The organism is Lacihabitans sp. CS3-21 (assembly GCF_024343675.1).
Lineage (GTDB): Bacteria > Bacteroidota > Bacteroidia > Cytophagales > Spirosomataceae > Leadbetterella.
The window spans coordinates 157277-182294 of sequence record NZ_RJUD01000006.1 but is presented as its reverse complement, the minus strand read 5'-3'; the positions used below and the strand labels follow the sequence as shown (position 1 = coordinate 182294).

Annotated in this window: 12 protein-coding genes; 4 read left to right on the top strand and 8 right to left on the bottom strand. The window is 36.9% G+C overall.

Annotated elements, in window-relative coordinates; translation table 11 throughout:
• Positions 1 to 6: 6 nt before the first annotated feature.
• Together EGI24_RS06100 and EGI24_RS06095 are read right to left on the bottom strand one after the other, a co-directional pair.
• On the bottom strand, positions 7 to 996 hold the full coding sequence (locus tag EGI24_RS06100) for a family 43 glycosylhydrolase (protein WP_255047470.1): 990 nt from the start codon (positions 994 to 996) through the stop codon (positions 7 to 9).
• Between the two features lie 275 nt (positions 997 to 1271).
• Positions 1272 to 2618, bottom strand: coding sequence for a DUF2268 domain-containing putative Zn-dependent protease (locus EGI24_RS06095; protein ID WP_255047469.1), 1347 nt, complete (start codon positions 2616 to 2618; stop codon positions 1272 to 1274).
• 61 nt (positions 2619 to 2679) lie between these two features.
• Between EGI24_RS06095 and EGI24_RS06090 the strand changes: the two genes are divergently transcribed.
• Positions 2680 to 3795, top strand: coding sequence for a cysteine desulfurase family protein (locus tag EGI24_RS06090; RefSeq protein ID WP_255047468.1), 1116 nt, complete (start codon positions 2680 to 2682; stop codon positions 3793 to 3795).
• Positions 3796 to 3938: 143 nt separating this feature from the next.
• On the opposite strand, the gene EGI24_RS06085 is transcribed toward EGI24_RS06090, so the two are convergent.
• Positions 3939 to 6017, bottom strand: a complete 2079-nt coding sequence (locus EGI24_RS06085; RefSeq protein ID WP_255047467.1) for a glycoside hydrolase family 97 protein — start codon at positions 6015 to 6017, stop codon at positions 3939 to 3941.
• A gap of 282 nt (positions 6018 to 6299) precedes the next feature.
• On the opposite strand from EGI24_RS06085, the gene EGI24_RS06080 reads away from it, so the two are divergent.
• Positions 6300 to 7517, top strand: coding sequence for a DUF4249 domain-containing protein (locus tag EGI24_RS06080; RefSeq protein ID WP_255047466.1), 1218 nt, complete (start codon positions 6300 to 6302; stop codon positions 7515 to 7517).
• A gap of 18 nt (positions 7518 to 7535) precedes the next feature.
• Complete coding sequence (locus EGI24_RS06075) at positions 7536 to 9926, top strand: TonB-dependent receptor domain-containing protein (RefSeq protein ID WP_255047465.1); 2391 nt, start codon at positions 7536 to 7538, stop codon at positions 9924 to 9926.
• Here EGI24_RS06075 and EGI24_RS06070 read toward each other — a convergent pair.
• The 5 genes from EGI24_RS06070 to EGI24_RS06050 form a co-directional block, all read right to left on the bottom strand.
• The gene (locus EGI24_RS06070) at positions 9905 to 13207 is read right to left on the bottom strand and encodes a VCBS repeat-containing protein (protein WP_255047464.1); all 3303 of its coding nucleotides are present in this window, start codon (positions 13205 to 13207) and stop codon (positions 9905 to 9907) included. The genes EGI24_RS06075 and EGI24_RS06070 overlap by 22 nt on opposite strands.
• Positions 13204 to 16545 carry a VCBS repeat-containing protein gene (locus EGI24_RS06065; protein WP_255047463.1) on the bottom strand — a complete coding sequence of 1114 codons (3342 nt, stop codon included), beginning with the start codon at positions 16543 to 16545 and terminating at the stop codon, positions 13204 to 13206. The genes EGI24_RS06070 and EGI24_RS06065 overlap by 4 nt, the downstream gene beginning before the upstream one ends.
• Complete coding sequence (locus tag EGI24_RS06060) at positions 16542 to 17120, bottom strand: hypothetical protein (RefSeq protein ID WP_255047462.1); 579 nt, start codon at positions 17118 to 17120, stop codon at positions 16542 to 16544. Before EGI24_RS06060 ends, EGI24_RS06065 begins: the two co-directional genes overlap by 4 nt.
• Positions 17121 to 17220: 100 nt before the next feature.
• Complete coding sequence (locus EGI24_RS06055) at positions 17221 to 18708, bottom strand: RagB/SusD family nutrient uptake outer membrane protein (protein ID WP_255047461.1); 1488 nt, start codon at positions 18706 to 18708, stop codon at positions 17221 to 17223.
• Positions 18709 to 18734: 26 nt separating this feature from the next.
• Positions 18735 to 21749: a SusC/RagA family TonB-linked outer membrane protein gene (locus tag EGI24_RS06050; RefSeq protein ID WP_255047460.1), complete on the bottom strand. Its 3015-nt coding sequence runs from the start codon at positions 21747 to 21749 to the stop codon at positions 18735 to 18737.
• A gap of 283 nt (positions 21750 to 22032) precedes the next feature.
• On the opposite strand from EGI24_RS06050, the gene EGI24_RS06045 reads away from it, so the two are divergent.
• Positions 22033 to 24972 carry an FAD-binding and (Fe-S)-binding domain-containing protein gene (locus tag EGI24_RS06045; protein ID WP_255047459.1) on the top strand — a complete coding sequence of 980 codons (2940 nt, stop codon included), beginning with the start codon at positions 22033 to 22035 and terminating at the stop codon, positions 24970 to 24972.
• Positions 24973 to 25018 lie beyond the last annotated feature (46 nt).

The following is a 25018-nucleotide window of genomic DNA, read 5'->3' as shown; positions in this document are numbered from 1 at the left end:
CCAACTTTAGTACTTTATCTTAATACTTCTTCCATAAGGCATAGGCATTCCGAAATCGGGCTTACCATTTTTCCAAGCAAAAGGCTGAATATTCACTTGGCGATTCCACCCCGCACCCTTCTTGCGAGCCGAATGATAAACGATAAAATCTTTATTTTTAATCTGAATAAAAGAAGCATGACCAGGGCTGGTCACGGCATCATTGCTCTCAAAAACTGGTTTTGGGCTTTTGGTCCATGATGAGGCCAACAAAGGATTTTCGCCAGTAAACTCCAACATACCCAAACAATAATAATCCGACCAACTACCAGCTGCCGAATAAATTAGAAATAACTTTCCATTTTTTTCTAAAATTTCAGGGCCTTCGTTGATGGTCGGCAAGTCTTTGCTGGAGCCTCGTTTTTCCCAATCATAATCAGGCCGCGATATTAAGACACGTTCGGACTTGATACTTAATGGGCTGTCCATTTCGGCAATATAAATATTTTGTTGCACGTTTTGCTCGCCTTCCCAGCCACTCCAAATAAAGTAGCGTTTTCCTTTGTATTTAAACGGCGAGCCATCAATCGCCCATTTGCCTGATTTATCGCTTATTTTGCCAATGAAGCTAAATTTCTCATTGATATTCGCTCCAGAAGTAGATAGCACATACATGCGGTGATTTTCGTTTTTGCCGTCATCTGCCGCTACATATATATACCATCGGCCTTCTAGAAAATGCAATTCGGGAGCCCAAACTTCTTTTGAGTAAGCTGTTCCTTTTTCCGGAATCCAAATGATTCTTTCATTGGCATTTACGAGTTCAGAAATTCGCTTCACTGATTTTAGAAAAACGGTGTCTTTTCTTACATAGCAATAATGAAATGTATCGCCATCAGTGACTACCCAGGGATCGGCACCATTCTGTAGAATTGGGTTGGTAAGGATTTCGGTTTTTTGTGCATTGGTATTTAGAAAGAAGCACAGAAGTATGGTTGTAAAAGAGTATTTCAGCATAAAAGGTTAAATAAAATCTTGTAATTGCTTGTAAAGAAACAAAACCTTGAGCTAATTTCATTTAAAACAATTCTAAATGAATATATTCTTTTTAACAAAAAATTGACTTTGAGATAATATACAGAAAACATCAGAATAAGAATTTTGTAAGAAAATTTTGGCAATGCAAAATCTCAAAAACAAAGACTTCTTTGGTTTCATAAAAGACTGGGGCTTTTTGATTCTATTTTTCTATCTGATTGTGGTTTATTATTCGCAATCGGTGCCGAAATAGTCTAATTTATAACAAACAAATTTGTACTTCCGCCATCTGCAGAGCCTTTGTTAGTGGTTTTAAACTGCGGTTCCACCCAGTTTTGACCATTTATTACAAACTTAAAATATTTTCTTTCTCCCTTTTTTAAAATCTCGGTGATTGGGAGTTCTAACTCAAAAACATCCGTAGATATTCTCTTCATTTTGTAGGCTTCGGATTCTTTATTCCAGCCATTAAAATCTCCTGCAATGTTTACATTTTTTATATTTTCAAAATCAGAGGCTTTATAAATCACCATGCCGTTATTTCCAAAAGCAACTATGTTGGGCTGAGATTTAAAGACAAATTTTATACGGTCATTTTCTAATTTATAGCCTTCTATATTTTCAGCTTTTGAGGGTTCAAAGCCTCTCTTTTTTAGATAATCCAAATATCCAGAATTGTCTAGAAATGTAGAAGAGAATGTTGCATCATCCCACTGGCCCTCAATTATCTGTTTTAAAGCCAAAGGCTTATTTTTAGCGTTTTCATAAAAATGCTTGCAGATGCTATAACCAACAGCATAACCCAAATCAGAGCAGGGTAAATTGGGATTTCCTCCAGTACCAAGCCAATCGGACTTTGCCAAACCGTACATTTGATTATTAAAAACGCTCCAAATCTCTAATTCATGTTTGGGATAATAATCCAAATAATTCGCTTTGTAAGGTTTTTTGGTAATCAATTCAGCTACAAAATCACAAGCACCTTCGGCTATTACATTACCCAGTAAATTTGCCTTTCTTTCATCCACATTTTGTTGTGTATGGATGTATTCATGAACATTCAGAGCCACAAGGCGGTCGTCATCAGCGAACGCAAAAATATCTCTGAGCCAATTGTCAGAAAACTCAGTTACATCAACAGATTGATCTCCCAAGGCTATCTCTGAACCAATCAAAACTTTATTAGCTTGTACCGTACCTCCAGACTTTAGAGCTCCAATAGTAAAATACATAGCAGACTCTTTCAAATCTGGATATTGTTTCTTGAGATTATCGATGGATTGCTGCATCTCATGTATTTTTGTCTTTACTAGCAAGGTTCTAGGCCTTACGGTGTTCCAGAACTTAGGAAACGCATTAATTTGTTCTACCAAATCGGAAGCCTTAAATTGCCTTTCTTCCATAAAAGCTTTCAATCCAATAGTACCTTTGTCAATATACATTTTTTGCAAAACTTCAGTTTGCTTTTGTATGTCTTTGATTTTTGTCACACTGTCATAAGCCACCCAAAATCTATCTATATCTTCTGTAAAAACCTTAGAAGATTGTGAATAAGTGTTTTGAAATATGATGCATGTAGCAAAGAGTAGCAGTTTTTTCATGGAATAGTTTTTATATTTTTCAAATATATATACTTTCACGAAGTATTAAAAAAAATTACTAATGGCACTGCCTATTTATCTCGATTACGCCTCCACTACGCCTTTGGCACCCGAAGTGCTGAATGAAATGTTGCCCTATTTCATAGAGAACTTTGGAAATGCTGGGAGCAGACACCATGCCTATGGCTGGTTGGCAGAAGAGGCAGTGGACGAATCAAAAGAGCGAATTGCGAAGGCTTTTTTGTGTAAAAAAAACGAAATCATATTTACGAGTGGAGCGACAGAGTCTATCAATTTGGCATTGAAAGGCTTTTTGGAATTAAATCCAAACTACCAAATCATTAGCTGTGCAACAGAACATAAAGCGACACTCGAAGTGGTTGCTGATGTTGCCAAAAGGTCAATAAAAACTACATTTTTAAAGGTCAATAAAGAGGGAGAAATATCTTTGGAAGAACTCGAAACCGAACTCCAAAAAGGCAAAAGCCTAGTGTCAATAATGTGGGTAAATAACGAAACAGGCCTGATTCATCCGATTTCGGAAATCATAAAACTTAAAGAAAAGTATGATTTTGTGCTTCACGTAGATGCTACTCAAGCCCTTGGAAAAATTAAGATGGATTTTTCTAATATCGATTTCCTAAGTTTTTCAGCTCATAAAATTTATGGCCCTAAAGGTATGGGTGGCTTATTGATAAATGATTCACAAAAGGTAAATCCACAGATATTGGGTGGTGGCCAACAACGTAACTTGAGAAGTGGAACACTGAACATTCCTGGGATTGTCGGGATGGGAAAAGCTTTGGAATTAGCAAACAATAGAATCGCAGCTTTTAATGCTCATTGCCAAAAGCTAAAATTCAGATTAGAGTCTGAAATTCTAAAAAATCACCCAAAAACCAAATTAAATGCTTCAAATTCTCGGCGGGTTTCTAATATTTCAAATATCTGTTTCGATGGTTTTGATGGCGAAGATTTAATGCGAAAACTCTATAAAGTGGCCATTTCCAACGGTTCGGCTTGTAACTCTGCCACTACTTTTCCATCACACGTACTCACCGCAATGGGCATGAGTGAGGCAGATGCATTTGCGAGTTTACGTTTTAGCTTTGGTTGGGGAAATTCGGAGAAAGATTTAGAAGTTTTATTTGAGAATTTGGGGAGTGTGATGAAATGATTTTTTCAACTCGAAATTGTAGTTTGAGCCCATCAATGTCCTTTAAAATCTTCACAAAACAACTACCCCGAAATTCATTCGAAGCTATTCATATTTGACCACTTATTGGCAAGGAATTAAGTTTTAAATAATTACAGAGGTAATCAAATTCTCCTAAAACTCACTGCAAAACCACCACCCGTAGCCATCTGTAAATTCAAGCTTGAATTGCTATTTAATTTCAACTTTTCAATGACATAATCCCGAGGGTTTTTATCCCAAGAAGCATTTGGCCCATCTTTATAAATAGTAGCTTCGTATTCGACGTTTTCCTTTAGAAAGTCGAGTTTAACTTCTATTTTCCGGCTATTTTCGTCAGTGATGCCACCTAAAAACCAATCTTCTGAGCTTTTCTTTTTTCTGGCAGTGACCACAAATTCACCTGGCTCAGCCGAAATAACCTTGGTATCATCCCAATCGACTGGCACATCTTTGATAAACTGAAAGGCATCAGGAAATGTCTGAAAATTTTGAGGAAAATCTCCCGCCATTTGTAATGGACTGTAAATGGTTACATACAGGGCCAACTGCTTCGCAAGTGTGGTTTTTACTTTTTGTTTTCTGCTTGGGTCAAATTGGTTGAGATTAAAATGGAAAAAGCCAGGCGTATAATCCATTGGTCCGCCCATGAGCCTGGTAAATGGTAAAATGGTTTCGTGTTCTGGTCTTAATCCAAGAGTGGGTGCATTGTTGAATTCGTTGCCTCTTGCTGCCTCGTTGGCCAGCCAGTTGGGGTAAGTTCGATGCAGACCAGTTGGATGTGCTGGCTCATGTGCTTCAACCATAATTTTGTTTTCAGCGGCTTTTTTTGCTACTCTCTCGTAGTGATTGACCATCCATTGACTATCGTGGTGTTCTCCACGCGGTATGATTTTTCCCACGTAACCAGTTTTAACGGTGTTCATGCCATGGTTTTTCATAAAATCAAAGGCCTTATCTATGTGTCGCTCATAATTGGTGGCGGAGCCAGAAGTTTCATGGTGCATAATGATTTTAACACCTTTTTGCTTGGCATAATCGCTTAGATACTTCACGTTGTAGTCGTCATAAGGACTTACAAAATCGAAAACATCCTCTTTCCAATTCCCAAACCAATCTTCCCAACCTTGATTCCAGCCCTCTACCAATATGCCGTCAAAATTATTTTCAGCTGCAAATTCTATATATTTTATTACGTTTTCGGTGTTAGCCCCATGTTTACCGCCCGCCTTAAACCAATCAGATTTGCCCACATGCATTTCCCACCACATTCCTATAAATTTCTGCGGTTTTATCCACGAGGCATCTTCAATTTTACTCGGCTCGTTTAGGTTCAAAATCATCTTAGATTCCATTATTTTCTCTGCTTTGTTGCTTACGTTTATAACTCTCCATGGGGTATGAAATGGAGTTTGGAGATAAGCCTTATTGCCAACAGCATCAGGAGTAAGATGAGAAGTGAGCGTAAATGTTGTTTTGTCCAAATCGAGGTGCATGACTGGGTAATTTATCAATGCTGCCTCATGAATATTGATATAATGCCCAGTTTTAGATTTCATCATCAATGGAGTTTGTACTGCATTTTTTCCAATCAATGATTGAAGAGCAATGTCTTTTTCTTGGTTTGCGGCTTTTATAGCATCTATTTCAGACAAAAGCGTGGTGTTATAAAGATACTCGTTAGTGTCATAATCGCCTGGTATCCAGAAAGTTTTGTGGTTCCCAGCTAAATTAAATTGTGTAAGCTCATTTTTAACTATAAAATGCTTAAAATCAAGTTGCTCAGGAAAAAAATAGCGAAAACCAAGACCTTCATTAAAAACCCGAAATTCTATATCTATCAGAACATTTGAAGTTGATTTTAAATGAATGACCAACATTCTATAGTGATTTCTGATTTCAGAAACTTCGCCCCAAACAGGTTTCCAAGTTTCATTTACGGTCAATGTGTCTGTACTTAGCCATTCAAATGTGTTCAGCTTTAAACTTGGTTTGCCCAGCTCAAAACCAACAATAGAGTTTTCAATGACAACTTCACTTCCAAATTTTAAATTATAACTTATCTGCTTGGCAGCATTTTGATTTACCGAAAGGTTAATTTTTTTATCAGGCGATTGGATTTTGAAATTAGGCTGGCCGTTGATTTCAAAAAACACAAAACAACAAAAGCAGAACCAAAGGGTATTTTTGGAATATTTTATCATAGGGGGAGTATTATTGAAAAGCAAAATAATACTAATTTGGAAAAAATCTGAAACCTTACTTGGTAAATTTTCGTATCAATCAAATCAATTATAAAATCTATAGGGTAACGATAGTGTATGATTATCAAAAAACAATCTTTGCTCAATGAAATTTTAGAAGTTTAAATGTACTATTTCAAGGTTGCCGATTTTTTGGTTCTATTTGTCGATTAAATTCCGCCAACACAAGCGATTTTACTGTTTTTAAGATACTTTGGATTACATTTGATAAAATTTTTACCTATGATAAAAAAACAAGCATTTCCGCATTTGCTTATTCTTATATTTTGCTTATTCTTAACGACATCCTGCATTGACCCATACAAAGTAACTGTGCAATCCACTCAATCGTATCTGATTGTAGAAGGTGCCATTACGGATTTGGACGAACCTCAGACTATTTCCATATTTGAAACTAGTGAAACGGCCAATTACAAAAGTTCTGAATTTACTGCCACCATTACTCCCAAGTCAAGTGATATCATTCCGGTAACCAAGGCCAAAGTTTCTGTTGTAGAAAATGGCAAAAAAACTTATGAACTTTTTGAAACGCAGGCTGGATACTACACAACACCCTTGAATTTTGTGGGTAGCATTGGCTCAAGTTATAAACTCATTATAGAAAAAAACGACGGAAAAAGATACGAGTCAACCGAAGAAAAAATGGCTGCAGTACCAGAAATAGGGACACTATACGATAAATATAACCAAAAGGGTATAAAGGATAACAACGCTAGCACGGGTAACATTGCTACCAATGACATTTACATAGATTATATTGATCCTGCAGCCGAAAGGAACTTTTATCGCTGGAAATGGACCTCTTATGAACTCCAAAATATTTGTGCATCTTGCAAACAAGGATATTACGAAAGAACAGGAAACACTGCCACTTCCGATGGCAAATGTATACCAGACATCAGACTGCCTGGGTTTAATTATTATGACTATTTCTGCCAGACCCTTTGTTGGGAAATTTTTCAAGGTAAGCAAATAGATATATTTTCGGATGTTTATACCGATGGACAAACGCAATACGACAAAGTCGTTGCACAAATACCTGTATATCAGTCGAATCCATGTTTAGTGGTGGTTCAACAAATGTCACTAAGTGCCAATGCTTTCAGATACCTAAAACTCATTGAAGACCAATCAGAAAATACAGGAACATTGGCCGACACCCCACCAGCACCCATCAAAGGCAATGTAACGAATACCAAAAACACCAACGAAATAGTGTTGGGTTACTTTTCAGCTTCAGCAGTAAGCGAAATTAGGTATATGATGAATCGCCAAAATACCATAGGAGCAGTAAAGGATGGACTATTTAAATATCAAAATAGAAGAGATCCCATACCAGAATCTGTTTCCGATGAAAGGCCTAGTATTCCGTTTGCAGTATGTAAACCTAGTGTTAGCCGCACGGCCATTGCACCCAAAAACTGGCAATTTGGTAGATAATAATTATAGAAGATGAATATGAAAAATATATTTTTACTAGGCTTTTGTTTACTTTCCCTACAGATTTCTGGGCAGTCCCTAACCTTGAAAGCTACTGTTTTGGATTCCATCACAAACGAACCTCTAAAGGGTGCATCTATTGTGGTAGATTTAAGAAAAAATCAATGGCAGACCAAGACCGACGACAAGGGTAAGTTTACGCTTAACATGACCAAAGACGACCACGCCATCTCCATAAAATATGTCGGATACGTTCCGTTTTGGATATATACGACTGCCCAAACAGAAAATAAAGAGTATGTCATAAAAATGCGTTTGGTAGAAAATGAGTTGGAGCAAGTGGTTATATCTACTTCAAAATCAGACCAAAACGTAAAGAAAACGCTTTTGGGAGTTAACCAAATAAATATAAAAACGCTCCAGAAAATCCCGGCCGCCTTTGGAGAAGTTGATTTTTTGAGAGGCCTGCAAATGTTGCCAGGTGTGTCTAGCGTAGGCGAAGCTTCAAATGGCGTAAATATAAGAGGAGGTACAACCGACCAAAACCTAATCTTGGTTGACGACACCCCCATTTTCAATCCTACGCACATGTTCGGGCTTTTTTCGGTAATTCCCTCCGAAGCATTAAGCAATTTAGATCTTTACAAAGGAAATGTACCAGCAAGATATGGTGGTAGGGCAGCATCAGTTTTGGATTTAACTTTAAAAAACCCAAATCTTTCCAAAATCAAAATTAGTGGCGGAATTAGTCTTATTTCATCTAAATTGATGGTGGATATACCTATAATTCCCGACAAACTCGGAATATATTTCACTGGAAGAGGAGCCTTTACAGATTTCCTGTTACCAAAAATCAGCAAAGAACTTGAGGATGTAAAATCAAAATTTTATGAGGGTGTTGTGAAAGCTTTTTGGAGAATAAATTCCAAGAATACCTTTACAGCCATGAGTTATGGAAGTAATGATTTTTTCCAAACCAACCTGCTTTCAAGTTTACCAAATGTAGTTGGTAATAGTACCTTTTTTGAGCATAAAACTCTGAATGGCAATGCCAAATGGGTATATTTGATTAACTCAAAACTGGACGTAACGACTAGTTTTACCAGAGCAAATTATGACCCGACGATTGGTACGATTGAAACGGTAACTGGTTATAAAATAAGACTAAAATCGGGCATTACACAAAATATTTACAAGTCAAGTCTTAATTTCCAAAACGGAAATAACAAGATGGAAATGGGCTTAAATTTTACTCAAAACGAAATCAGGCCTGGTACTTTGGACCCAGGGAAGGCTTTTAGTGTAAATAAGATTGAAACACCAACAGAATATTCCAATGAATACGGAATCTTTATGGACGATGAGTATGAGTTTTCTAAAAAACTGGCAGGTACTTTCGGTCTCCGATATTCATTTTTCACAGCACTCGGTGCATCCGAAGTAAGAACTTATGACCCTTTACAGCCACGTGATGAATTTTCAGTGATTTCTTCAAAGACCTTTAGAAAAGGGGATATAACCAAAACCTACGGAGGGTTAGAGCCAAGAGTGGGCTTGAGATACTTACTAAGCGATGAAATTTCGCTGAAATTGGGCTACAATCTGATGAGACAATATCTACAAATTGTATCCAATACAACAACACCCATTCCGACATCTCGATGGAAAACCTCCGATCAAAATATAGCTCCGCAAGTCAGCCATTTACTTACTTTAGGGCTTTACAGGTCTATCGATAAAAACATTTATGATTTCAGTGTAGAAGGCTATTACAGAGCCTCGAAAAACATGATTGATTATAAACCTGGGGCTGACTTCCTTTTGCAACAGTTTCCCGAAACGCAGCTGGTACAAGGTACAAGCGATTCATATGGCCTGGAATTTATGTTTTCAAAGAAAAAAGGAAACCTAACTGGCTGGACAAATTATACATATGCCCGAACGTTCAACCAAGTATATGCCAATACCAATGTGCTGGAATTGGTAAATAACGGCAATCCTTACCGAGCCAACTATGATCGGCCACATACCTTCAATACCTCTATTGACATAGCGGTAGACAAGCATAATTCGTTCTCTTTCAACTTTGTATTGAGTTCGGGAAGGCCATATTCTAAGCCAGTAGGTTTTGTGAGTTTTCAGAATAGTTACTATCCGTTTTATGACGAGCGAAACAATGAGCGAATTCCAACTTACCATCGTTTGGATTTATCATGGAACATATCTAATCCAACCATGAAAGACAGGCGATACGTGGGTAATTGGGCATTTTCGGTATATAATCTTTACGGACATCGCAATGCATATTCTGTATTTTTCAAAACAGAGAATAATAGCATAAAAGGCTATACATTACAAATTTTTGGAGCTCCGATAGTGTCCTTGGCTTACAACTTCAAATTCGAATGATGACTTAAAACCATCATGTTGTCATTGTTTTTTATGACCAAATAATGTGTTTTACCTGCTATCTTTATAGGCCTTATCCGCCTGACTTGCCCTTTTATAGGTAAGTTACTGATGGGTGTTTTTATCGTTTGTCCATTTTTCAATGAGAAAATGTTGCCTTGGTCTGCATCGTACAATCCCATCTGAATATTACACTCGTAAAAATTTCCCATCATCAAAAATTCCCCTTTTTTGTATTCTGAAATACTCTGAGCGGCATAATAAGGCGTAAACTGAGCATTTCCTCCGAGTGCTTGAAGTTCAAAAGTGCCATCGCCTTTGTTTATCAAAACAGCGTTTTCAAAATAATTCGCTTCAAAAATCTCAGCATCACCAATTTTTGCTTTTCCAAATACGTCTTCCAAGCTCGCCTTGGCGAAATCTCTTGAATATATAAATTGCTTTTTTACATATGGCAACTGTTTTTCAATCTCCCGTTTATCAGCAAAAATTGTCTCCTTGCCCATCATATAAATCGTAATGATTTGGTCAAGCCTACCGTTCTCATCGATGTCTTTAACATACATTTTAACAGGTTCCTTTTCTGTAGCATGCAAACGACTATTTTTTCCGAGATTCCCACAAACGAAGTCCATCTTCCCATCTTGGTTAACGTCCATAGGATATACAAAATTCCACCAACCTTTCTTGTTTGTTAGATCTGTTTGTTCATATTTCTTACCAGATTTCTTAAAGGATTTTATACCGCCCCAGTCATAAGCCACCACCAATTCATCTATCTTATCGTTGTCATAATCGGCCCAAACCGCATGCTTTACCATCCCCGATTTTTTCAATTCTGGGGCTAACAGGTCGGTTTTGTCAGTAAATTTTCCACTACCATCATTTACCAATAAATACGAACTCGGCATCTCACCATAAGCCCAAGAAACCCCTCTGGAACCTAAGAACAAATCCGGCTTTTTGTCGTCGTTTATATCTTTTACCAACACCACAGAGGCAGTCATCAATATGCCCGAAAATGCATCATTTTTCTTTATAAAAACGCCTTTTCCGTCATTCAGATAAATTCTGGGGGCCAAATATTCAGACTTTCCATAGTATTCATTTCCACCTGAAGCAACAACCAAATCTAGTTTTCCATCACCGTTGAAATCCGCAAATTGTGCATCAACGTCTTCATAGACACTGTCAGCTTCAATACTTTTTTGCTGGGTTTTTACGAACTTTCCATTCGTATTTTGAACAAAAATCTGTGACTTTGTCTTTTTTGAACTTCCCAAAAATAGGTCTTCCAATCGGTCGCCATTCACATCAGCCACTGCTATGGCCGGCCCTTCTGTTGACATCATATTAGGAATTAATGCCTCCCGGTCAAATTCATTGTATTGGTTTTCTTCATGGCGAATATCTAATCCGACGCTGGCAGCAATATCAACGAATTCAGGCTTTCCTTGATGAAAAACAGTATAGTCAAACTTTGGCAAATTGGTTTTATAGTTGACTGTAAAAGTGGCATTTGACTTTATGTTTTTATACTTTTCAAAGGTATTATCTGGCCAAATAATTAGTACAGAATCTACTTTATCACTTTTACCCAAACCAAAGTTTAGCGGAATTTCCATGGAAGATTGAAAACCTCGAACAGGAATTTTTTCTTGATAAAACTCTTTATCGCCCACATATAAAATGCATTTTGTCCCAATCGCATTATTATTTTTCTCGCTTCCAACCAACTTTATATTCAGGTATTTATTCTCTGGTTTTAAAGTATTGGATTGGTTTTCATACAAAAAAGCCGACTGATTGATATTGTTCGTAATCAAATCGAGATCACCGTCATTGTCCAAATCTACGTAGGCACAACCATTAGAAAATGAACCTACATTGCCATTAATGTTTTCGGCTATATCATTGAAAGCCAAGTCGGTTCCGTTTGAATAAAACTTATTAGGAATCTTTATTTCTGGCAAAAGGTCTACCAAAGATTCATCCGATTCATCAAATCTTTTCTCTGATATTTTCTGTTGGATTTCGTCACTTGACACAAAGTTGATGTAGTCCAAATCATTCATTCGTTTGTTAATTCCATTTGAAATGAAAATGTCCTTTTTACCATCATTTTCAAAATCAAAAAGAAGTGTAGACCATGACCAATCTGTAGCATGAACACCAGAATACATCCCGATTTCAGAAAAATAACCATTTCGGTTGTTGAGTTGAAGGTTATTTCTCGCAAACTGAATGTTATACCCTTGCGAAAGTTTGAATTTAAAGTTGTAAAAAGCATCTTCGCCCTCGGATCTTTTCAAAATTTCGGGATCATAAGGAAGCATATCCAAAGTGAAGATTTCAGGAAAAACGTCATTGTTCAAATCCGCCATGTCGACTCCCATCGAGAATCTACTGGTGTGGTCAATTTTGTCCAGCATTTCATCCGCATATTTCCCATTTTTTTGGTTGATATACAAATAATCATTTTCATGGAAATCGTTAGCAACGTACAAGTCTGGGTATCCATCGAGGTTTATGTCAGAAATACCCAAGCCCAATCCATAGCCAATTGCAGACGAATGAATGCCTACTTCTTTGGTTTTTTCTATGTATTTCCCTTCTATATTTTCAAAAAACCTATCACCCGCCAATGGGTGAAATGTATTTAAAAAAACTTGTCTTTGCCCATAAGTGCCGTTTTGATGCACCGAATGATTGAGTTGAAACATATCCAAATCACCATCCGTATCATAATCAAAAAAAGCCGCCTGCGTACCAAAGCCTACCAAATCCAGGCCATACTGCTTCGATACTTCTTGATATTGTGGTACACCATTCTTATCGATGTTTTGACAAACAAAAAGTAAATTATGGCCTTTCAATACTTCAAAATTTCCAACTCGACTCACGTAAATATCCAACAGGCCATCTTGGTTTATGTCCACTATTGAAACGCCAGTTGACCAACCTTTTTCAGCTTTGAAATTCGATTTTTCAGTAATATCCTCAAATTTCAGCGTGCCTTTATTTAAGAAAATCTTGTTTTGACTTTGGTTGGAAGAAAAAACCAAGTCTGGTTTGCCGTCGTTGTTCAAATCGCCTGCACCTACTCCACCACCGTTGTAAAAGTACATATAGTTGAATATATTAAGGTCAGCAGTTGGCTTTAGATCATTAGAAAAACTGAGGCCGGACTCTTCAGCCGAAATAACTTTAAAAAGCGTTTCTTTTGAATTTGAACAAGAAAGTGCAAAAACACCCAATATAATAAAGGATACTATTCTCATTTTTTAGATTGGGTTATTTCAAAAAACTGCGGTTTCTTGTTGTTTGCAAACGAAATCAAGTAAGGCTTTTTCCCAAAATTCATGAATTTCATATCTCTTACTTCACCCTCTGTCACATAGCCCGTATCTATATTTCTTTGACTTACAAATCCGCCTTTTTTATTGTTTAAAAGCACCACCCCACGGCAGGCATCTAGGCGAGTAAACTGTGGAATAAATCCGACAAAATTGCCTGCCAAAATAATATCCTTGAAACCATCTTGGTTTAAATCTATTGTTTCAATGGCGTTTATACAGCTTATTTGAGCACTCGTTGGTAGTTCTTTTACAGTAAAATTTCCTTTCCCATCATTTATTGCATAAACGGATTTCAAGGTATTTACCTCAGTTTTTTGTGATTTTTTCAGCAGATTCTTGTCGAATAAATCTTCAATCGATCTTTTTGCATATTCCTCATGCTTAAGATTTTGAGCCTTGAGCTTTGGAAACTGCTCCATCATTTCACGTTTTAAGAAAACCGGCACGTCTTTTCCCTCAAAAGTTTTTGTGAAAATTTTATCTAAGAGCTGATTATCGTCAAAATCCCCTACCCAAAGCTTTAAGGGTTCATTTTGCGTAGTTTTCAAGGCAAAATTCTCACCCATATTTCCTAAGATAAGGTCTTTGTCTCCATCATTATCAATGTCTTCAGATTTCAATACACCCCAGAAACCTTTTTGGTTTTCTAGACCCGTTTTCATTTCTGAAAATGCTTTATTTTTTACTTTATAAATTTTGGGGTTCATCCAATCTCCTACCAAAATCAGTTCCTTTATTTTATCTCCATCCACATCTTCCCAAATGGCTTTTCTAACCATTCCAGCATATTCTATTTCCTTAGCAAACGCCTTGGTTACGTTTTTAAAAATGCCTTTTCCGTCATTTTCCAAAATTTGCTGAGGTGGTGTCAATCCATATTTTTTTGGCTGCGATCTATTTCCCACAAAGAGGTCTATATCTCCATCATTATCATAGTCATGTGGAGCTACGCATGAAGTGTTCATTCCACTGAAAGGAATTGCTTTGTTGTTAAAAACGAAATTTCCTTTTCCGTCATTAACATATAATCTATTTATGTATAATCTTTCCTCAGGATTTGACTCATTTCCACCCGTTCCAACAAATAAATCTTGGTCGCCATCTAGGTCAGCATCAAAAAACTCAACCGCAGTATCTTCAAAAAATGCTGCATTGTCAAACTCTTTATTAGGTTTAAGAGTCAATTTCCCATTCTGCTGAATATATAATGCCCCAGCTTGGTTTTTGGCTCCACCCGCATACAAATCCATCAGTCCGTCACCATTCACATCGGCAATGGCGGCATTTGGACCCTCTTTTGAAAGCATCATCGGAATGTTTTTTTCTTCATAAAAGTCTTCATATTCATTCTCGGTGTGTGCTCGGATAGCCATAGAATTATCCATCAAAAAAGACGACATTCCTCTACTTTCAGATTCAAAATGATGATATGTACTTCCATCTTTTATATTCCATGTTTGCAAAGAATTGATTTTCGGGTTTTTGTACATTGACCTCGTATTATTTGGCCAAAAAACTACTACAGAATCTATGGCTTTAGATTGGCCTAAACCAATAGTTTGAACGTATTCTGTACTTGACTGAAAGCCTTTCGATGGGTTAATTTGCTTCACCAAAATCTCCTTGTTGCTGTACACAAATATCTTTGCCCCTACCGCAAAAGTATTATTTTCCGAACCTTCCAATTTAACTTTTATGTAATTGTTCTTTGGGGTCTTCTTTTCTGCATTATTCCTATAAACAAAACATGGTTGGTTTACATTATTGACCAACAAATCCAAATCACCGTCATTGTCTAAGTCTGCATAAGCAGCACCGTTCGAAAAAGAAGGCTCTGTGAAACCAAAAGCTTCTGCTTTTTCTGAAAACTTTAATTCCCCATCATTATGAAAGAAATTGTTGACGATAGGTCTTGATGGCATATGCTTAATGATGTTATCAAACTTTTCTTTTTCGCCAGAAAGAACCATCTTTTGATTAACTTCATTCGCAAAAAAATCGATAAAATCTTGGTCTATAACATCATGAAAAATACCATTACTCACATAAATATCCGTTTTCGAATCATTATCGGCATCAAAAAGTAGAGCACCCCAACTCCAATCACTTGCTGCAACATCGCTATAATTGGCTATTTCGCTGAAGGTTCCATCGGCATTGTTTAACTGTAGACTATTCTGCATGTATTGGTTATAAAAACCTTTGTCATGCTTTAGTTTAAATACATAGTTATTATCGAAAGAAGTAGTGGTTTTAAGCCTAACCTCATCTCTTGGCAACATATCAGTGACAAAAATTTCTTGATTACCGTCGTTGTTAATATCGCCCATGTCAGCACCCATCGAAGCCAAACTGGTGTGTCCTACCCTAGTTTCAAGTTCCTCACTAAACTTTCCATTCTTTTGGTTGATATATAGATAATCTTTTTCGAAAAAATCATTTGAAATATAAATGTCGGGGTAATTGTCGTTGTTAACATCCCCCACAGTTACACCCAATCCAAAACCTATCAAACTTCCATATATCCCAGCTTCTTTAGAAACATCTACGAATTTTCCATTTTCGTTTTTCAAAAGTTTATCCCCACCACCTTTTAGAAAATCCTTTACAGGCCAATCTTCTGCTCTCAAATCACGGTTATTGTCGTAATTGAGCGTATTTACAGGAATAAAACTGTTGTTCAGGATATAACAGTCCAAATCGCCATCTAGGTCGTAATCCAAAAAAGCTGCATGCGTGGAATATCCTTTGTCATCCAAGCCATATTCTGCGGCTTTCTCTGTAAAAGTAAGGTCATGATTGTTTATGAAAAGAGCATTTCCTTGCTTCTTTTTCCATTTATCAATACCTGCATTACAAATATAAATATCCAACCAACCGTCGTGGTTGATATCTACCATTACCACCCCGGTATTCCACTTATCGCTTTCAGCAATACCTGCTTTTGCCGTAATATCCTCAAACTTAAACGACTCACCTGGTTGATTACCTTTATTTATGTAGAGTTTATTTGAACCCATATTGGCTGTAAAAAGCACATCTTGTAGACCATCGTTGTTGATATCACCTACAGCCACACCGGCTCCGTTATAGAAGTTTCTGTAGTTAAAAATATTGAAATTCTCGGAGTTTTTTACTGTATTTATAAAGTCAATTCCCGTCTTTGAGGAATCCAAAAGTTCAAAAATAGCATCTGAAGATTTTTCCTTGCAAGAAAAAAGAAATGCTACAATACCGATAATTAAAAATGATTTCTTCATTTCTTTTTGATTGGAATTTCAATTCCTTTCCCTTCTTCAATATTATAATCTGGCTTTTTCCAGATTATATTTCCTTCAACACTAGATAACGGATCATCTCCAAAAGGTTTCTTTAAATTACCTTTTACATATACAACAAAAGCATCTTTTGAAATATATTTTATCTCAAAAAAACCATCATACAAAACATATCCTTCACCTCTATTTTCTGTTGTATTATTAATCTTTCCCGTTAAAAACGAACCCATTGTAGAAGAAGTTGGGTATCCATCCTTAAAGATAATCTTATATGGCTTGTTTTTAAACCAACTATTGCCTTCCAAGCTTACAATCACGTTTCCCATACTTTGGTCTCTTAGGCTAATTTTTACTCCTTTCTCGTCCACATATCCACCACCTTGAAAAACACTTGTATCTGCATAAAATGACTTCCCGTCAATCTCTAATTCTATTTTTGCTTGATTATCTTTTAACGAAGCCAATGTTGTATTGATTTCTCCATTTTCTGAATTATTGTTTGGAGAGCACGAGAACAGAATCGTTGCACTTAGTAGTGCAATTAAGTATTTCATCATAAGTTTTATAAAGTATTAAACAAAAATACTTCTTTATTGTAAATGAAAAAAGCCCAACCTAAAGGTTGAGCTTTTTTTCTAACAAAAATTTACTAAAATCTTAGTATCCTTTGTTTTGAGTTAAGTTAGGATTAGAAACTATCGCTGCAGAAGGGATAGGGAACAATACAGTATAAGCATCTTTTATCAAAGTACCTGTACCAGTTGTAAACTTACCATAACGAACCTCAACAGTTCTTTTTCCACCTTCCCAATATAATTCACGTCCGATTTCCTCAAACAATGCATTTTCTGTCAAAGAAGCCAAAGGTTTAGCTGCTCTTTTTGCTCTAAGGCTATTAACCAAAGCCAAACCATCAGCTGCCTTGCCACTTCTCAATAAAGCCTCAGCTTTCATCAAATAAGCCTCTGAATATCTCATCAAGATATACTTTCCAGCAGTTGCAGGGTGATATTTGATGGCACGGATACCTTTTTCAGTAGGAGTACCAGCCAAATTTACATCACGAGAAAACTGAAGTGGTTTTTTCGAACGTGAGTCAGTAATAGCTTGTCCTTTGTCATTGATTTGTTGTCCAATTAGGAAACCATAACCAATACCAGAGAATTCTTTACCATCACCTTTAGCTGGAATACCTTTACGAATATCACCAGTTTCAAATGTATCATAAAAATCAGCTAAAGTAGCAAAACCATTCCAACCTGAAGGATTTTGATCGTAGTGCAAAGTCATGAACCAACGGTTAGAAGGAGAACCTTCATCTGAGTTCAAGATTGTCTCAGTAGTAGCACTTGCAGTAAAGTTTTTGAAATAATCATCACTTACTGAATATCCATCAGCAGTAATAGCGTCTACAGCAGCGATTACTTGTGCCATATCTCCAGCAGCATGCGTATAAGGACCTTCTGGAGTAGCTGATTTGTAAACGGCTTTATTCAAATACATCTTAGCAATTAAGAAGTTTGCAGCAGCTTTATTCGCCTTAGGATTAACAGCACTTGGACCCACTTTAGCCAAGTTTGGAAGAGCCTCAGTCAAGTCTTTCAAGATATAATCAAAAGCTTCAGAACGCGTTAAGATTTTAGGATTAACATCCACACCATCTGTAACCTCTCTAATTGGCACTTGTCCCCAGAAATCCATTACGTGAAACATATTGAAAGCTCTTAAAAATTGAGCTTCTGCTTTTTGTGCAGGAGTTGGATTAGATGCAATAATCTCATTGCATTTAAATATCCTTTGGTTCAACTGATTCCATGAGTTAGTAACCCACGAGTGTGTAGCATCCCAAGTATGTTGGTCTAATGTACGCCATACACCATTATCACCCCAGTCAACACCACGTGTTGGTGGAATCATTTCTGCTGTTGTATGCTGTCCAAGAGCATAAATATTTGCTTGGTCAGTAAATGTACCAAGGTCTTTGTAAGCCGAAATCAATAGTTCTGAAGCATTACCAGGTGAGAAACCACCAGTTTCAGCTCTTACAATTGAATCTGTTTCTTCATTTACAAGATCAGTACAAGAAGTAGCGGCAAATAAGCCAATCCCTGCAATTAAAAATCTTTTTAAATTATTATTTTTCATCTTTTATTATTTTGAATAATTACTGATTAAAACGATATGTTCGCTCCAATAGTCCAAGTTTTAGCTCTTGGATAAGCTGTATAGTCTATACCAAACGATGGGATTCCGTTTAATGATTTATTTGTACTAACTTCAGGATCTTGACCACTGTATTTAGTAAATGTCATCAAATTTTGTCCAGTAATATAAAGTCTCATGTTTGTGATATTCTTCATACCTTTTGTTGGAACTCTATAACCAAGGTTAAGGTTTTGTAATCTAACAAAATCTCCTTTCTCTAAGAACCTCGTAGATACATCTGGTGCATTGAAAGGGCCCTCTTTAGTTGCTACTACATCAGCAGTAACGTTACGACCATTTGCCAACGAACCTTTAGTAAAGTATGCATTCGCAGTGTTTGAGTATATATAGTTACCAAAAACACCATTGAAAAATATACTTGCATCGAAGTTACCAAACTTGAAACTGTTGGTTAAACCGGCAGTTACTTTAGCATTTGGATCTGCTCCAATAAATGATTGGAAGTCACCATTAGGGTATAGTGAATTTCCTTCTGCATCGTATCCACCAAACTCACGTAAGAAAAATGCAAACATTGGTTGTCCTTCAGCCAAACGTTGAGCAAAAGCACCCGTTAAACCTTGTCCGTTAATTTCACCTGTATCATATACACCTGAAAGGTTTTTGATTAGGTTATTATTCAATGCACCATTTGCACTAACTTCCCATGTGAAAGCTTTGTTGTCAACAGCAATTACGTTCAATCCTAATTCTAAACCACGGTTTTGAATATCAGTATCTAAGTTTTTCCATGTAAATGGCGTAGGTGCAGGTTGAGCAGAAACTACTTGGAATAACAAATCTTTTGTATGTTTTTCATAGAATTCAATATTACCAGAAACTCTATTGTTAGCTAAAGCATAGTCCAAACCGATGTTCAAAGAAGAAGTAGATTCCCATTTCAAGTTAGGATTGTTAAATGCAACGAAATTTAAACCACCACCAGTAATATTGTCAGCAGCACCGTTGGTACCCCATCCTGAGTATCTTTCTCTTTTGTCATATAGGTTATGAGGAATGTTTTGATTTCCTACAAGACCATATCCAACTCTAAGAGCAAGGTCTGAGAATACATTTTTAGGAACGAAGTTTTCTTCAATCAATTTGTATTTCACAGCACCAGAAGGGAAGTATCCATATTTGTTGTTTCCACCAAACTTAGTTGAACCATCCACACGAAGTGTACCAGTCACCAAGATTTTTCCAAGGTTTAAGTTTACTCTACCAAAATAAGATTGTAATTCGTCATAGTCTCTATTAGAGTTATTCACGATATTACTTCCAACTTTTCCTGCGTTAGCAGATGCCAAGTTGTTTACCATTACATCTAAATTGTTTGTAGAGAAATTAGCCAAACTAGAAGACTTACTATACACGTCGAAGTTTTGGTATGAATAACCTAATACTGCGTTCAAAGTAGTTTTTCCGAATGCTTTGTCGTAGGTAAAGTAGTTTTCCCAAAGCCTATTGCTTATTTCAACATCTCTGATATAAAGACGACCAATTCCAGAAATTCCATCCATTACTAGATCTTTTGAATAAGCTGTTTTTCTTGAAGAAAGAGATTGGTCAAAACCTAAAACTGTTTTAAATTTCAAGCCTTCAAATATTTCTAATTCCGCTGCGATATTTCCTAAAGCTCTTAAAGTATTAGTACGATCTTTAGAAAGATTTACAATAGCCATAGGATTAGGTTCAGGAATACCTGGTTGATTGTAAACACCTGGAGATTTGAAAATTGCCATAGTTGGATTCGTTTTCAAAATAGCTGCCAAAAGGTCTCCTGTATATCCTGAGTTTTCAGAGATAGCAATACCCTTATCTTGGTTGTTAGCCAAATTCACTGATGAAGTAATATTCAATTTATTATTGATAAACTTCTTTGCACCATTGAAACCAACTGAATATCTTTTGATACCTGAAGTTAAAACTATACCTTGTTGATCTAGATAACCCAAAGAGAATCTATAGTTACCAGTAGCGTCTCCTCCACCATAAGATAGATTGTGTTGTTGTGTAGGGGCTGTCCTAAACAACTCATCCTGCCAATTGGTATCCCCTCCTTGATTTTGACTAGGGTTAGCTGCAGCAAATGCTTTTGCATCTAAAAGGTCATACTTTTTGGTGATACTACTCATACCCAATGAGTATCCGTAATCCAATGTACCTTTTCCTTTTCCTTTTTTAGTAGTAATTAAAACTACACCTTGTGCACCACGTGATCCATAAATAGCTGTTGCAGACGCATCTTTAAGGATGTCAATGCTTTCAATATCATCTGGATTCAAGAAGTTCAAAGGGTTTTTAGCTGGTGTACGACCAACACCTTGGTCACCACCACCACTTGAAGTATTATCTCCACTTAATGGCACACCATCAATTACAAATAAAGGCTGATTGCCACCATATACAGAAGAGGTACCTCTAACTCTAACGTTGATACCACCACCTGGCTCACCTGAGTTTTGAGTAATTTGCACACCTGCAACTCTACCTTGCATCAATTGCTCAGGAGAAGTAACGATACCTTTTTGGAAGTCTTTAGTTCCAATGGCATTTACAGCACCTGTAGCATCTTTTTTCTTAACAGTACCATAACCAACAACAACAACCTCTTCAAGAAGAGCGGCGTCATCAGCCAAAGTAACGTTGATAGTAGAACGACCACCAATAGCAACTTCCTGAGAAGTCATTCCAACGAATGTAAAAGACAAAGTTCCGTTAGCAGGAACGCCAGCAATTGAATAAGAACCATTCATGTCAGTGGCAACGCCTTTAGATGAACCTTTCAATTGAACGGTTACACCAGGAAGACCATCACCTGATTTGTCTGATACCTTTCCGCTCACTGTAATGTCTTGAGCAAGAACTGAAAATGAGAAAAACATTGAGATTAAAACTACTAAAGAGCTTTTGCTCGAAAGTTGATTTACCCCAAAGTCGAAGACCATTCGACCGCACTGGTAGAATCTGTTCATCATAGGTTAATTGTTTAAAAAATTAAAGTAAATTAGTTTTGCTTTTCCAAAAAAACATTTCAACATTTTGATTAAATGTTGCACGTTTTTAAGAATCAACCCACAAAACTACAAAAAGAAGTTTCTAAAGTCCAAAATTTTGAAAAAGAAATTTTTTTTATTTAATCATATTTTGATGGTTTTGGTGTTTGGTTTTTACGTCAAATTTCCTAAGATGGTTGTATTTCTTATCGAAATAAATTTTTAGATACTATCTTTGATACAATTTTCTAAATATGATTTTTTGATGAAAAGTATAAACTTCGAAATCCTTAAAAGCAATTTTAAAGGTGAGATTTTTGAAGATAAGGTAATGAGGACCCTTTACGCCACAGATGCCTCTGCTTACAGAGAATTCCCACTGGGCGTTGTTTTTCCAACAGACAACAAAGATATTGAGCAGCTCATTGCTTTTGCTATTGATCACAAAACAACCCTAATCCCACGAACCGCTGGAACATCTTTGGCGGGACAAGTAGTTGGCAATGGCATTATAGTGGATGTATCAAAGACTTTTACAGAAATATTAGAGGTAAATAAAGAAGAATCTTGGGTGAGACTGCAACCCGCAGTGGTAAGAGATGAGTTAAATATGTATCTCAAACCACAGGGATTATTCTTTGGACCCGAAACCTCCACAGCCAACCGTGCTATGGTAGGAGGCATGGTAGGGAACAATTCTTGTGGAAGCAACTCAGTGGTTTATGGCAGTGCAAGAGATCACCTAATGGAGGTACAAGGATATTTAAGCGATGGCAGTTTTGTCACATTCAAAGATATTTCTAAAAAGGATTTTATAGATAAAATCTCGGAAATTAAATCTAAAAATACACTTTCACTTGAAGATAAAGTGTACCAGAATGCATTCAATACGCTTTCTTTAAAGGAAAACCAAGAAGAAATAAGGGAGCAATTTCCCAAAAGGAGTATACCGAGACGTAATACTGGATATGCCATAGACGAACTTTTGGAAACCGAGGTTTTTAATGAAAATTCCGCAGAAAGATTCAATTTCTGTAAACTCATAGCTGGCTCTGAAGGCACGCTGATGTTCATTACGGAAATGAAATTGCACGTAAATCCACTTCCACCCAAGTTTCAAGGGGTGGTGGCGGTGCACTGTGAAACCATTGATGATTCTTTAAAAGCTAATTTGATCGCACTGAAATACAATCCCAGTGCAGTGGAGCTGATGGATCATTATATATTGGAGTGTACCAAAGCAAACAAAGAACAAATGGCCAATAGGTTCTTTGTTGAGGGTGACCCTGGAGCATTACTTTGTGTTGAAATTTCGAGAGACTCCATCGAAGAAGTTAAAGAATTGGCAGCATTTATGGAGGCTGAGATGCGTGCCGCCGGCTATGGTTATCATTTTCCGATACTTTTTGGTGATGATATCAAGAAATGTTGGACATTAAGAAAAGCGGGTCTTGGACTATTATCAAACTTGCCGGGTGATGAAAAAGCTGTGGCAGTAATTGAAGATACAGCCGTTGACGTAAACGATTTGCCAGAATTTATCAGAGAATTCAATGAGATTCTGACCAAAAACAATATGTATAGTGTGCATTATGCACACGCCAGTACCGGTGAACTTCATCTACGACCAATAATCAATCTAAAAACACAAGAGGGTAAATCACAATTCAGACTGATAGCTGAAGAGATTTCTACTTTGGTCAAAAAGTATAAAGGCTCGCTTTCGGGGGAACATGGTGATGGTAGACTTCGAGGCGAGTTTATAAAACAACAGATTGGTGAGAAAAACTATGCTTTAATCAAAGACTTGAAGAAAGTCTGGGATCCAAACAATGTCTTTAATGCCAACAAAATAGTGGATACACCACCCATGGATGAGTTCTTGAGATATTCGGCAGGACAGGTAACGCCAGATTTTGAAACTATGTTTAGGTTCAAAGACCAAGACATTTTGCAACATGCTGAGCAATGCAATGGCTCAGGAGATTGCCGAAAGTCGCACCTGAGCGGCGGCACCATGTGTCCATCTTACATGGCCACCAAAAGCGAAAAAGATACAACTAGAGCAAGAGCAAATATTCTTAGAGAAACGCTTACACAGTCAGATAAGCTCAACAGGTTTGATTCTAAAGAAATAAAAGAAGTTTTAGACCTTTGTTTGGTTTGTAAAGCCTGTAAATCTGAATGCCCTTCAAATGTGGACATGGCCAAGCTCAAGATGGAGTTTATGTATCAATACCAAAAAGAAAATGGTGTGCCATTACGTTCGAAAATGATTGGAAATTATCCAAAAATGTCGGCTTTGGCTTCTTATATCCCTTGGGCTTATAATTTTGTTTTCAAAAACGCATCTTTGAGAAAAATTGCCAACACAGTGGTCGGTTTTCATCCCGACAGAACAATGCCTTTGCTATCGGACACTACCCTTAGGGCTTGGTTTAAGAAAAACTATGGAACCAAAGCTGGAAATGGAAACAGAAAGGTGTTTTTGTTCATAGATGAGTTTACAAACTTCAACGATGTAGAAATAGGAAAAAAAGCAGTCGATTTACTTTTGAAGTTAGGTTATTCAATTGAAGTTCCGAACCATGCCGACTCAGGACGTTCCTATCTATCAAAAGGGATGTTGGACGAAGCAAAAGTTTTGGCAGATAAAAATGTGCGTTTGCTCTCAAATTTAATCAATGAAAACACACCTTTGCTGGGAATAGAACCCAGTGCTATTTTAACTTTCAGAGACGAATATCCCGAACTGGTTTCAGTGGAATTTGCAGAAAAGGCTTTGGAATTATCTAAAAATGTTTTGATGTTAGATGAATTCTTAGCAAAAGAAATGGATGCTAAACGCATAGAAAGTTCCAAATTTAAAAGTGAAAAGCGTTTGATAAAACTCCATGGGCATTGTCAACAGAAAGCGGTGGCATCGATGGTGCCAACCAAGAAAATGCTAAGCCTACCAAAAGGCTATGAAGTGCAGTTGATTCCGAGCGGATGTTGTGGAATGGCGGGCTCGTTTGGTTACGAAAAAGAACATTATGATATTTCTATGAAAATAGGCGAGTTGGTACTCTTTCCTACCGTTCGCCAGCAACCTGAGGATGTACTGATAGCCGCCCCTGGCACCAGCTGCCGCCACCAGATTCATGACGGCACGGGCAAACATGCAAAACACCCGATTGAAATTCTTTGGGAAGCTTTGGCGTAAAATAAAAGTGCACAGACAATTAAAATCCTTAATATTGTCTGTGCAA

Bases quoted from the DNA above. Each gene is read 5' to 3' on its own strand.
- EGI24_RS06100 (WP_255047470.1), bottom strand. From the start codon at position 996: ATGCTGAAATACTCTTTTACAACCATACTTCTGTGCTTCTTTCTAAAT.
- EGI24_RS06095 (WP_255047469.1), bottom strand. From the start codon at position 2,618: ATGAAAAAACTGCTACTCTTTGCTACATGCATCATATTTCAAAACACT.
- EGI24_RS06090 (WP_255047468.1), top strand. From the start codon at position 2,680: ATGGCACTGCCTATTTATCTCGATTACGCCTCCACTACGCCTTTGGCA.
- EGI24_RS06085 (WP_255047467.1), bottom strand. From the start codon at position 6,017: ATGATAAAATATTCCAAAAATACCCTTTGGTTCTGCTTTTGTTGTTTT.
- EGI24_RS06080 (WP_255047466.1), top strand. From the start codon at position 6,300: ATGATAAAAAAACAAGCATTTCCGCATTTGCTTATTCTTATATTTTGC.
- EGI24_RS06075 (WP_255047465.1), top strand. From the start codon at position 7,536: ATGAAAAATATATTTTTACTAGGCTTTTGTTTACTTTCCCTACAGATT.
- EGI24_RS06070 (WP_255047464.1), bottom strand. From the start codon at position 13,207: ATGAGAATAGTATCCTTTATTATATTGGGTGTTTTTGCACTTTCTTGT.
- EGI24_RS06065 (WP_255047463.1), bottom strand. From the start codon at position 16,545: ATGAAGAAATCATTTTTAATTATCGGTATTGTAGCATTTCTTTTTTCT.
- EGI24_RS06060 (WP_255047462.1), bottom strand. From the start codon at position 17,120: ATGATGAAATACTTAATTGCACTACTAAGTGCAACGATTCTGTTCTCG.
- EGI24_RS06055 (WP_255047461.1), bottom strand. From the start codon at position 18,708: ATGAAAAATAATAATTTAAAAAGATTTTTAATTGCAGGGATTGGCTTA.
- EGI24_RS06050 (WP_255047460.1), bottom strand. From the start codon at position 21,749: ATGATGAACAGATTCTACCAGTGCGGTCGAATGGTCTTCGACTTTGGG.
- EGI24_RS06045 (WP_255047459.1), top strand. From the start codon at position 22,033: ATGAAAAGTATAAACTTCGAAATCCTTAAAAGCAATTTTAAAGGTGAG.